Genomic DNA, 13155 nt, shown 5'->3' on the forward strand with positions numbered 1-13155 from the left:
AGGAGAAGATAGCATGAATTATCAAACGCCAACCAAACACTTCCACGGACTTTTTGAGAATGAGCCGGTTGTTTTCGCGACAAACCGCAAATACTTCATCATTCAGGAGCGTGAAGTCAGTTATCGTTTTTACCTGCATCAACATCCTTACGTGCAGCAGCTGGTGCAGCGCCTGCTCCGCAAGGGTACTGCCGGGTTGCAAGCGGCGGATACCGAGTATGTGCCGGATGATGACTCCGGCAATCCACGCCCCGTGCTGTTTGCGGAGTTCTTTGACGCGTATGAACCAACGGAGCTGGTGCAACGACCCTATCCGGTTAAAGAACTGGACTTCACCTCAAGCGGCGCCTACTCCGTTTATAACTGGGAGCTTTTCTTTCACGTGCCGATCACGATGGCAATCCACCTGAGCAAGAATCAGCGCTTTGCCGAGGCGCAACGCTGGTTCCATTTCCTCTTTGACCCCACCGACGACAGCGAAGGCCCAACACCGGAGCGCTTCTGGAAGGTGCGGCCATTCCAGTACACCGATGTAAGAAAGATCGAAGAAATCCTGGTCAATCTTTCCATTGGGGCGGACGAAACGCTGCGCAATGAGACCATCAACAGTATCAATGCCTGGAAGGATGCGCCTTTCCGCCCCCATGTCATTGCCCGCTACCGCCAGCAGGCTTATATGTATAAGACGGTGATGGCGTATCTGGACAACCTGATCGCCTGGGGTGATTCACTGTTCCGGCAGGACACCGGCGAGGCCATTGACGAGGCACTGCAATTGTACGTTTTGGCCGCCAATATCCTTGGACCGCGGCCACAGGCGGTACCCAAGAAGGGTACCGTGCGCGCACAGACATACGCCAATCTGCAGAATGATCTTAAACAATTCGGCACCGTGATGCGCGATATGGAGGCAGACCTGCCCTTCGACCTGATGCCGCTTCCCACTGACGACTCCGGTGAAAACGACCGGCTGGCGACGCTGCGCAGCCTGGGCAAAGCGCTCTACTTCTGTGTACCGCGCAACGACAAGCTGCTGAGCTACTGGGACACCGTTGCCGATCGTTTATTCAAGATCCGCAACAGCCTCAATATCCAGGGTATTTTCCGCCAACTCGCCTTGTTCGAGCCGCCTATCGACCCGGCCATGCTGGCGCGTGCGGCCGCTGCCGGTCTGGATGTAGGTGCGATCGTTAACGGCATTAATCAGCCGCTGCCGCTGGTACGTTTCCAACTGCTGGTGCAGAAAGCCGCTGAAATTGTCCAGGAGGTTAAATCGCTGGGCAACAACCTGCTTTCAGCCATGGAAAAGGAAGACGGCGAGGCGCTGGCTATCCTGCGTGCCAAACACGAGCGTGTGGTCATGGAGATGGTCGAGCATGTGCGCTACGGCCAGCTACAAGAGGCGATTAAGTCCAAGGAAGGCTTGCTTAAATCACTGGCACTGGCCGTACAACGCTATATCTATTACGAGCGGCAATTGGGCAAGAACACCGATGAGATCAACAAGTCGATCCCGGAACTGGGTGAGCTGGACAGGGACAGCCTGGATAAGATGAAGTTCACGATGGAAGAATCGGAGGTGGCACCGCGCGAGATCCAGGTGGATATTGCGCAGGAGTTAGGTGACTCGGGTGGCAAGATCATCAGCAGCTATGAACGAGAAGAAATTGCCAAGATTCACGCAGCCCGTGAATTAAACGAAGATGCGGCAACGAAAGACAAGATTGCCACTGGTTTGAGCCTGCTTCCAGAACTTGGTTTTGATTTTCATTACTGGGGTATAGGAGGCCATATAAGTTTCGGAGGCTCAGCGCTCTCACGAACAATGTCCTTCTGGGCCAGCTTTGCGAAAACTGATGCCGATAAGAAAGCCTTTGAGTCGGGCAACGCAGCAAGAATTGGCTCTTACTCCCGCCGGGAGCAGGATTGGGTCTTCCAAAGCAACCTTGCGGCCGGCGAGATCACCCAGATTTTCAAGCAACTGCGCGCCGCGCAGATCCGGGAAGCCGTCGCTGAGCAGGAACTGAAGAACCATCGCCAGCAGATAAAGCACGCCGAAGAAATTGAGTACTTCCTGAACGAAGAGGGCACCGAGAAGACCGGCAAGAAGACCAATAAAGCGCTTTATGCCTGGATGAAGCGCGAGGTCAAGGGCTTGTATTCACAGTGCTTCCAATTCGCCTTCGATATTGCGAGAAAGGCCGAGCGTGCCTTGCAGCACGAGCTGGGCAACCCCGAATTAAGCTATATCCAGTTCGGCTACCTGGCCGGTAAAGAAGGCCTGCTGGCCGGGGAGAAACTCTACCAGGACCTCAAGCGCATGGAAATGGCCTATCATGACCTCAACCAGCGCGAATACGAATTGACCAAGCACATCAGCCTGCTCCAGGTTGACCCGTTCGCGCTCATCCAACTGCGCACCACCGGCCGCTGCACGGTGCGGCTGCCCGAGGCGCTTTTCGACATGGACGGCCCCGGCCACTATTTCCGGCGCATCAAAACCGTTGCGGTGAGCATCCCTTGTATCACCGGTCCTTACGCCGGCGTCAACTGCACCCTGACGCTACTGAAAAGCAGCATCCGTAAAACACAGGTATTGCGTGATGGAATGTATGCCCGGCAGGATGCCGAAGACGATCGTTTCAGTGATTACTTCGGCAGTCTGCAATCCATCGTCACCAGTTCCGCTCAAAACGATAGTGGTTTGTTCGAGACCAATCTGCGCGACGAGCGATATTTGCCCTTCGAAAACTCAGGCGTGATCAGCGAGTGGCAGCTGCAACTCCCGGCGGATCCCAGCAAGGATGACCCGGCACAGTTCGATTACGACACCATTAGCGATGTCATTTTACACATCCGCTATACCGCCCGGGAAGGCGGCGAACTGCTGCGCAATGGTGCCGTCGCAAACATCAAGGAGCTGCTCGCCAGTGGCCAGGCCGCCGGTTCAGTGCGATTGTTCTCCGTGCGCCATGAGTTTCCGACTGAATGGGCTAAATTTAAGAGCCAGGATCACGAACCCAACCAACGATTTGAACTATCGATCAACCTCCGGGAGGAGCATTACCCATTTTGGAGTCAGGGCCGCCTGAACAGCATCGCGCGTGTGGACATCCTGGCCCGGAGCCCAGAGGCTTCAGTCCAAGTCGCCGACAAAGCCGATGATAATGATACTGCCAATATAGACACACTCCTCAAGGATGCAGCCCTGGGCGGTCTGCTTGTCGGCAAGCTGGTTAATATAGGAATGCCCGCTAATCCGGTGGCAAAATTGAAACTCTTTTTCAACACTAGTACAATGGCCGACATGTGGATCGCAGTGACCTGGGGCGCGTAGCATCGCCAGTATATTAAAAAATATGCATTGATACGATATAATTCATAGATTCATCTCCTCTGCTATATCTTCTTTGCTATTAGGAATTATCCAAATCCTTGCTTAAGAAGAAAAGGGCTACGGAATTAATCCCGCAACCCTTTTCTTTTTTACTGGGAGGCGATACCTTTCAGTTGGCAGTAAACTTTTAATTTCTAAAATCAGTTACTTGTTAGCAACCACTAATAATCACTCGCAGTTAAACATTATACCATACACTGTGATTTAGTTTGACTCCATAGCCAAAACTGGTTTCTGAGGTATATTCTTCATCTCATAAAATAGCAATGTGGATGTCAGAAGTACGGCTAAAGCATCTGCAATTGGTGCCGTTCTCCAAACTCCCTCAATTCCCCAGAAGTTGGGCAAAATCAGCAGTAGTGGAATAAAGATAAGCACCTGCCTTGATAAGCTGAGGATCGTCGATTGTATTGGTTTACCTACAGCCTGGAAGTAACTTGAACCCAGGATCTGGAAGCCCACAATGGGGAGACAGGTAAAAAATATTACCAGAGCGTGAACTGTCAATTGGGTCAGGGCAGTATCCCCTTTGCTAAAGAGTTCTACAAGCGGTGTAGCAAAAAATCGAATGGAGACGAAACCAACGACGGCCATGACCGTACTGGCCAAAATTCCTTTTTTCAGTGCTTCTTTTACTCTATCGTAGCTCCTAGCTCCATAATTATAGCCGATTATAGGCTGGGCTCCCTGACTGATCCCGACAATTGGCATGATTAGTATCATTCCCACACTCATGATAATGCCAACCGCTGAAAGGGCTAGATCTCCACCATAGGACAATACGATTTTATTTAAAATTGTTTGCTGAATACTATTGGCTATTTGCATGGCAAAAGGTGCAAATCCAATGGCCATAATTTTCATAACAATGGAAATCTGAGGTTTCATGTTTATAAGTTTAATTTTAATTTGGCTTGTTCCCCGAAGGAAATAACTAATCACCCAAATCGCTGACACGATTTGACCAATAATAGTTCCCAGAGCGGATCCTTTGATACCCATCCCTAGTTGGAAAATAAAAACATAGTTTAAAACAATACTGACCACACCACCAATGATTTGGGTGAACATCGCAAACCGGGGATTTCCTTCGGCCCGGATAAAGTTATTTAATCCAAAAGAAATTGCTCCCGGTACGGCACCCAACATAATAATATGGATATAATCCCGGGCGTAAGGTAAAACCTCCTGACTGGTAGCACCAAATAACCTTAGGATCGGATCAGAAAATAGAAAATAAATACCTGAAATTGTTAAGGGTAATAGTATTAATAAAAGAGTGGCATTACCTGCTATCTTATTTGCTTCCTCTTTTTTTTGTTCTCCGAGACGAATCGAAATCATTGCCGTGGCGCCAATACCGATCAGCATGGCAACGGCAAATAAAAGAATCATAATCGGGAGAGCTACCGTGACGGCAGCAATAGCGAGGAAATTCACACCTTGACCCACAAATATGCGAGATATAATATTGTAAAGGGCATTTACTGACATACCGATAATTGCGGGCAATGAAAATTCCAAGAGCAGCTTGCCGATATTTACATTCCTAAGGTCTAAATTTTTTTTCATAAAATACATTAACCTTTCTTTATAGCTTCTTTATATTTCTTTCATAAACTTAACCGCGTATTTTAAAGTTGCAAGAAATTGTTGAATTTCATTTGAATCAATATCGTGTAATATATCATCCATTTTTCGGGCACAAAAATCCATGACGCGATCCATCTCTTCCCTCCCACGAGGGCTCAGGCATATTAGAGTTTTCCTGCGATCCATGGGATCATCCGAGCGGGTCACGAAGTCCTCCTTTTCCAGCAGGTCGATCAGTGTGGTAAGACTACCTTTTTCGATATCAAGCATTTTACCAATCTCGGTTGAGGTTATGTGATCTTTTTGGTACAAAATATTTAAGATTTTTATATGGTTCTTTTTTAAGCATGGCATACAGTTAGAATCGTGATATTCTTGTCTAAGGCGAAGAAGAAACTTTTCGTGAAATAACCCCATGAAGGCAAATAATAAGTTTTGGATCTCTTTTGCTGTATCAAAATTTATGTTCACCACCTCCATAAGCAAATATTTTATTTCCTAATTCGTATTAGCTATCGATTAAAATGTTAGAATTCTAACATTTTAAATATTTAACTATTATAGTTGAAAAGATATAATGAATCAATAGGGCGGGGATGAAATTACAAATACTTTTGCCTTTAACTAAGAAAATAAAAACAGCCCTTGCCCCTCTTTATGAGGAGTAAGAGCCAACTTCACTTTTAACTTTAGTTTTTTTATTTCTTTTTTTTGTACCTATACGGCTCCATGGATAGCCCGGTTATTTCTGCCCCTTCAATTGCCTGCAAGTTGCGGTTCTCCTGCCTTCCTGATATTGCAAAGCAAACCTTTGAACTGAGGGTAACCCATTATCGGTTCCCGGCACTGGCAGTCCGTCAACCTGTTGCAATTGGCTTCTCCATGCCAGCCGTGAGGAACAAGTACCACACCCTCCATTATTCTTTCATCCACATGAGCTTTCATCTTAACCCATCCCCGGTCAGTCTCAATGATAACATCATCTTCGTGCGACACTCCATACTTCGCAGCGGTTTGCGGGCCTATCTCAGCCTTGGGATATGGCTCCTCAAGTTGAAGCGCTTTGATATTATGCAGTTGACTATTATTATAAATTAAGGACCTTGTCCCGGTGGATAGTACCAGTGGGTACTTATCCCCAAGTTCTTTCCAGAGTGGTCCCTGGGGACTCTTGCTGGGTTCCAGATAAGTCGGCAGAGGGTCAAACCCCACGTCCTTATAGGCCTGGCTATATATTTCTATTTTACCGGTCGGCGTGGCAAAAGTTTTTTCATCAATCCCGTAGGACCTTTCTTTATAATAGACGCCTCCCCTGTTCTGGCTGAGGGTTTCAAAATCAACCCCGCTGGGGGCAATTTCTTCGGCTACCAGTTCCTCATCGGACTTCCAGTGGAACTTATCGCCTATGCCGCACGCTTGAGCAAGCTCAGTGTAGAAAGACAGAATGGATTTGCTTTCATAATAGGGCTCTATAGCCTTCTCCCTCAGCATAACATAAGGCATGCTATGGCATACGTTATAGTTATAGGCAAGGGAACAGTACTCAAGCTGGTGGGCAGCAGGTAAAACATAATGGGCTTCTTGGGCTGTCTCCGACATAAACATCTCGTACACCACGAGCAGGTCGAGCTTCCGGTATGCTTCCTTAAGCGCATTGGAATCAGGCATTGTAACCAGTGGATTGCCGCCGACAACAATAAACGACTTCAGTTTATCGGGGATACTCTCAGGAACCATGTTCTGGACAGCATAAGGGCTCGTTCTACCCCATAACTCATAAAATAGCGGATACTTATCAGCCCCGAGGGGTTTTCCCTCGCAGGGAAGGCTGATATTGGCCAGCCTTAACCTGGGACTTATAACCCAACCCCCGGGAACGTTGATGTTTCCAGTAATGGACTGGAGTATTGCAATTGCCCGGTCCGTCTGGCTCCCGTTGGCGCTTTGATCCTGGGTACAGGTGCCCTGGTAGATACTGGCACCCTTCGTTTTAGAGAAAAGGCGGGCCAAGGCCCGTATATCATCCGCCCGCACCCCGGTAATCCCCTCGGCCCATTCAGGGGTATACTGCTGGATGTGGGGTACTAGCTGGTCAAAACCATAAGTCCATTTTTCTACAAAATCAGCGTCATATAGCTTCTCATTGATAATCACATTAATGAGTGCAAGGGCAAGGGCTCCATCCGTGCCCGGCCTGATCGCCATATACATTTCAGCTTGATCGGCAAGGGGGATTTTCCGGGGGTCGATTACTACTACCTTGGACCCTTTTTTCAGATTCTCCTTGATGCTGAGCGATAGGGGAAAGTCCGAGGCATCCGGATTGTGCCCCCACAATACGTAAAGAGATGAATCCATTTCTTCCACAGGGTATTTCCCGAAAGTTATCTGTCTGCTGCGAATTCTCATCCGGTAGCAGATGCTCTCAACGGAAAAGAATTGCGGAGAATCCAGGGCAGCCCTGAACCTGTGCGTTAAGGAAACCATCTCCAGACTCTCCACACCAATGGAGCCGCAAAAGAAAGCGTTTACAGAAGGGCCGTACTTTTCTTTCAGGTCGTTCAATTTGAATGCTATCTCTGAAAGAGCCTGTTCCCAGGTGATTCTTTCCCATTTCCCGTCTACTTTTTTTAAGGGGTACTTGAGCCGATCGGGATGATATAATTGTTCAATCATCGCCTCGCCTTTGGGACAAAGCTCTCCCTTATTAAGAGGATGGGATTTCAGCCCGCTAACTTTAACTACCCTGCCGTCTTCAACGGTCACTTCCGCCCCGCAGCTGTGATAACAAAGGACACATCCTGTATAAAACGTTTTCCTGTTAGCTGCTGTCATTTTTCACGTCCTCCTTGATTTTTAAATTAACTTACCGTATTGCAATTATATGTATAAGCAAATTCTATGCCACTTCCATCAGCACCCGGGGCAAGTGCAATAGAAATAGGCGGAATGCCATTAGGCCTGGCCTCCCGCCTATTAAAGTTACCATAAAAATAGTATCCAGCTTGTGCAATTGTAGCGTCGCTACAAATGTATCGGCGCTACAATTGTAGCGCTAGTAACAATTGACTATTAAAGCAATTAAGGACATCAGGTATCGTAATCAGTCATAAATGATTTATTTCGATGTAGCCCATACTTCACTAACCTGCGATACAAAGTGGTCCGGGCAATACCTAATTTCTTTGCAGTATATGAAATATTTCCCCCGTTCTCATGCAGCAACTTAATAATTGTTACTTTTTCGTTTTCAACGTTCACTAACTCAGCTTTATTTGAATTAACATTACATTTAAGTATACTCCCAACCTTTTGCACCTCTTCCGGCAGGTGTTCTGTACCCAAGGATGAATCTATAAGGTAGTGAAGGGCTCTTTCTACGGCATTCTGCAATTCACGAATATTGCCGGGCCAATCATAAGCTTTAATTAATGGCCATAAGCCCGGGGCAATATAGGTAACAGGCTTTCCTGTCTGAGCACAAAACCTTTCTAAAAAATGCTTAAACAACAATTCAATGTCCTCTTTGCGTTCCCTTAGCGGCATTAAACGTATTGAAAAAACATTAAGGCGGTAATACAGGTCCTGCCGAAAATTCCCCCGTTTGACTTCTAAGCCCAAATCTCGATTGGTTGCGGCAATTATACGCACATTAATGGGCAATACTTTATATCCGCCAATACGTGTAATTGATTTATGTTCCAAAACTCTAAGCAAGGTAGCCTGTTGTTCCGGAGGCATATCCCCGATTTCATCAAGAAAGATAGTTCCCCCATCGGCAAGTTCAAACTTTCCCGGACTACCGCCCTTCTTGGCGCCGGTAAAAGCTCCTTCTGTATAACCGAATAATTCACTACCAATAAGGTCGCGGGGGATGGCTCCGCAATTTATCGCCACAAAAGGCCCGGAGGATCGCAGGCTTTCATTATGTATGGCTTGAGCTAAAATATCCTTTCCGGTACCGCTCTCACCAAGTAATAACACGGTAGCATCACTACGAGCAGCAGATTTGGCCTGGATTAAGCAGTCTTTGAAACCGGGATCTTCACCGATCATATTTTCAAAAGAAAACCTGGCAACAGCCCCACTCATTCTTTGAGCCAATTTCCTTACGCGGTTCATTGCTGTCAGCAGCAAAACAGTGCCCTCGTTTTGCCCATCCTGTGCCCGGACCGGACGAGAGGTAACTGATATTTTGGCTATACCAAAGGGTGTGACGATGTCTTGTTCAAGGTCGGTAATAAATTTCTCGCCCGTTACAATAGATTCCCAGTCCTCACCACCACCTTGCAAAACTTCGCGCACATCTTTGCCGATAGTCAATTCAGGTTTAGTAAACAGCAGGTCAGCAGCAGCGTGATTCATCTGGATTATGGTATGACTGCGGTCCGTTGCAAGGATTCCCTCCGAGATTGACTCCATCACCGCATCCCTAAACCTATTAGCCACATTACGTTCCAACCAGGCTTTTTCACTTGCCATCTGCCGGGTAATCGCGTCTGCGCCGGCCACAACCATACCCAACGTATGGGGATGCACTTTTTCATAAGATCCGGTCATGTTGAGCACGCCAACAATTGTTCCGTCAATACCATGAATTGGTGCAGCTGAGCAAGTCGAGCGATGCGAACAGACACAATAATGCTCATAGCTAAAAATTTGCAGCGGCTGACCAACAACCAGTGCGGTTCCCACACCATTTGTACCGGCATTCTCCTCGCTCCAACTGGCCCCCGGAACAAAATTCCCCCGGGCAATATCATCAATTACCTCTTGATCACCTAAAATTTCCAACAATATGCCCTCAGTGTCGCTAACGGTGACTATAAAGCCTGACCCCGCAACCAAACGATATAAAGTTGTCATTACCGGGCGAGCTATTTCTAACCAATCACAGTTCTTTCTCTTTTTCTCTTCTAACAATTCCTGGTTTTGGGTTTTATAAACATACTTTTGAAACGGGTTGACCTTAGCCTGCCGGCATCGTTTCCAAGATTCAAGTATTGTAGGCCTGACATGTCGATAGTTATCCTCTTGATCATCTACAAAAGCTTTCCAAGCGGCCCTTAATGTTTCTTGATCGGGCACCACTATATGCTCATCCTCTCTACCCAAATGCCTTTTCTGCGGTTATGAGAATAAAAATAATGATTATCTCATTTGCCCTTTATGCATCTGGACCCGAGTTGTTTTTAATTTATCTAAATATCTTAATCTCGGAATAATTTCTTTATGTATATCACATGCAGCAGATTTTCCTGATGCAGTACCGGTCAACAACAATTTATCATGCGGACATCCCCCCTGACAGGTGGTTTTAGATTCACATTCTTTACATTCGTCAGGGATGCCCGGTTTTGCAAGATCATAATGATATATGTCACATTGTATTTTACTTAAAGGATCTGGGTCAAAAATAGTTCCGGTTTTAAATGAATGGTCTCTAATACATGGCCCAACCGTTCCATCGGGAAATACTGCAGCAATTCTTTTTCCACAAGGATACGGAGAAGATTCAAGATCCCATAAAGGAATTAAAGTATCCAACAAGAAAGTAGTATGAACATCATATCCCTTAACGATATAATTTTCCAACAAATCACATAATTCATGGTATCTCTTCAACAATCTTTTCTTGTATTCAGTGTCTGACTCTTTAAATAAATTTTTTTGGTACCTTAAACGATATCCATTTTCTAAACCGAATCTTGTTATATCAATAATTCTATCCAAGTTATAATCATCCATAGTAGCTACTATTGTTTGGCCAATAACATTTGATCTTTCACCAATTATCTTCATTCTTCTCGATAATTCTTGAATACTAATATCCGTAACATTTGTTGTTATCCATCGGATACCTTCAAGATCATCCCAATTTACACTATCTACCAAATCACCATTTGTATAAATATTTCCTTGCATGATGCCATTAGTATTTTTATCGACAGCATCCATAATTTTCTTAATTCTATCCGTTCTTAACAATGGTTCTCCGCCAAGGAAAAGAATGGTATTAACTTTAACATTATTAACTTTCCAAACCTCTGGAATCCACTCTAATAGTCTTGAGAATGTGTTCTCATCCATTTCCGATTTATTATCATCACCAACCTGATTAAAAGCATAACAATAGTCACATCTTCTTGTGCACTTGTATGATAGGAATAAAATGAACCAGAAGAGAGGAAGTTTCCCCCAACCCCCCTCTCCCTTCAATCTTCCATCATCAATGGAATACATTTTTTTTAATTGTTTAACATGTTCAGTTACTCTTCTCATAATTTAAACCTCGTCTTTCTATTCTTTCTGTAGGTGTTTTTCATATCATATATGCTGAAACTTTTTCTCCCGCCGCAAGCATACCTTGGCCGGGTGGTATATCCACAAACAAGTTACAATCTGCCATTGTTCTCAAAATACCCTGCCCGGTAAGGATTTTTGCCCTGGCAATGCCTCCTTCAATTAAGAGCCTGGCTGCCTTCAACCTTCTTGCATCACTTTTATGGTAATCGCTGGATAGAATAACCTCTACCTTACGTGGCAGTACATCTTTATAACCCATCATCTTTTTCAAAACCGGTTTAACCAACAGCTCAAAAGAAGTAAATGCAGCTCCCGGATGACCTGATAAACCCAGGATTAATTTACCGTCTTTCTTTCCCGCCACAAAGGACTTGCCGGGCCTGACAGTTACTCCTGAAAACAGGCTTTCAACCCCCGCTATAACCAGGGCATTTTCAACCAGGTCATAATCCCCGGCTGATACTCCTCCCGTTGTAATGACCAAATCCGCTTTTCTCAAGGCGGCATGCACAAGATCAGCTATTTTTGCCGTTTCGTCAGGCACAATTCCCAATGGAACAGGTTCTATCCCAATTGTCTTGAGGAGAGCTGTCAGGAAATACTGATTGCTATTATAAATCTGGCCGGCGCCAAGAGTTTGGCCTAGCCCTGCCAATTCACTGCCTGTACTGATAATAGCAACTTTAACTGCTGAATGAACAGGTATCTCATTAAACCCTGCCGCAGCCAGCAAACCAAGCAGGGACGGGGTGACAGGCGTCCCCTTGAAAACAACATTTTCACCGGCTGTTATTTCCTGGCCGGCTTCGGCTACATTAGTATCCTTCAGAACCTGGCGATAAACCAGGATATCCGCTCCCTCCCGACAAACCTCTTCATATTTGACCACCGCATCAGCCCCCGATGGAATGGGAGCACCCGTCATCACTTTAATCGCCGTCCCGGACGAGACTTGAAAATGAGGATTTCTCCCAGCCGCCACTTCTTCAAGGACCCGGAGTCTGACCGGGGCATTATCCCCGGCATTTTCGGTATCCCGACCTAGAAGGGCATACCCGTCAACTAAAGAACGATTAAATCCTGGTATATCTTCCTGAACCGTCAGGTCTTCCCGAATTGTACGTCCCAAAGCTTCCATTAAAGGCAGCCGATCCCCCGGACAGACGACCGCATGCTGCAGTAAGAGATCACGGGCTTGTTCCAGGGCTAAGTTCCTTCTCCAACCATGGGGCAAGATGGCGTAATAATCTTTGGGGATATTGATATTTATGAAAGCCTTTTCGGGACCGCCCAGTGTTTTTAATAATTCCTCTTCGACATAGTTAGTCTTGACCATGGGATAAAACATTTTTACATAGCCGGCTTCTTCTTTCGTAGCTTCAAGCTGAATTAATGAATTAACGCTTTCCAGTATCGGTGAACCGGTCATTATTCTCATTGCCGTCCCTTTTGATACTTGTTTACCGATAATGTAACCGTCTGCTTGTATTTCTCCTATAATTTGAAGCCTTATAGAATTCCTTTTTGATGACCCAAGTGCGCCATCCGGGATTATTGCATAACCTTCCATTGCGGAATTATCCGCAGGAGTTATCAATATATCCGGTACAATATCCTCATTTAAAACACGATTGGATGCTTCCTTGGTAGAAATGTTGCTACAATTTAGAGAGCCAACAGAATTTAGAACAATTTTTTGCGCTTCTTCTTCAATGGATACCGTTAAATTTTTATTTCTCATTTTGATACTCTCCCCGCTGCAAATCTGCGGAATATTTTTACAAAACCGTTCCTCTCTTGTATTTCAAACTAAATTACAGAATCAGCGTTTTCCGGCACCGGAGCGCCATCATTTTTTC

The 13155-nt window shown here is 45.8% G+C and carries 7 protein-coding genes; 1 reads left to right on the forward strand and 6 read right to left on the reverse strand.

Translation table 11 applies throughout. The features are described 5' to 3' along the window. The first annotated feature begins 13 nt into the window (after positions 1-13). Positions 14-3337, forward strand: coding sequence for a Tc toxin subunit A-related protein (locus tag DESGI_RS18220; protein ID WP_006520542.1), 3324 nt, complete (start codon positions 14-16; stop codon positions 3335-3337). Positions 3338-3601: 264 nt separating this feature from the next. Here the strand turns inward: DESGI_RS18220 and DESGI_RS18225 are convergent, their stop codons facing one another. From DESGI_RS18225 to DESGI_RS18250, 6 genes are all read right to left on the reverse strand, one after another. Continuing rightward, positions 3602-4969 carry an MATE family efflux transporter gene (locus DESGI_RS18225; RefSeq protein WP_006520543.1) on the reverse strand — a complete coding sequence of 456 codons (1368 nt, stop codon included), beginning with the start codon at positions 4967-4969 and terminating at the stop codon, positions 3602-3604. A gap of 30 nt (positions 4970-4999) precedes the next feature. Further along, entirely contained in the window at positions 5000-5470 is a 471-nt protein-coding gene (locus DESGI_RS18230) for a MarR family transcriptional regulator (RefSeq protein ID WP_041285682.1), read from the reverse strand. 276 nt (positions 5471-5746) lie between these two features. Then, positions 5747-7825, reverse strand: coding sequence for a molybdopterin-containing oxidoreductase family protein (locus DESGI_RS18235; RefSeq protein WP_006520545.1), 2079 nt, complete (start codon positions 7823-7825; stop codon positions 5747-5749). A gap of 255 nt (positions 7826-8080) precedes the next feature. Then, on the reverse strand, positions 8081-10105 hold the full coding sequence (locus tag DESGI_RS18240) for a sigma-54-dependent Fis family transcriptional regulator (protein WP_245561117.1): 2025 nt from the start codon (positions 10103-10105) through the stop codon (positions 8081-8083). Positions 10106-10141: 36 nt separating this feature from the next. After that, positions 10142-11272, reverse strand: coding sequence for a radical SAM/SPASM domain-containing protein (locus DESGI_RS18245; RefSeq protein ID WP_006520547.1), 1131 nt, complete (start codon positions 11270-11272; stop codon positions 10142-10144). A 40-nt stretch (positions 11273-11312) separates the two neighbouring features. Beyond that, positions 11313-13037 (reverse strand): molybdenum cofactor synthesis domain-containing protein, encoded by a 1725-nt coding sequence (locus DESGI_RS18250; RefSeq protein WP_006520548.1) that lies wholly within the window; start codon positions 13035-13037, stop codon positions 11313-11315. Positions 13038-13155 lie beyond the last annotated feature (118 nt).

The organism is Desulfoscipio gibsoniae DSM 7213 (genome assembly GCF_000233715.2).
Classification (GTDB): domain Bacteria; phylum Bacillota; class Desulfotomaculia; order Desulfotomaculales; family Desulfallaceae; genus Sporotomaculum; species Sporotomaculum gibsoniae.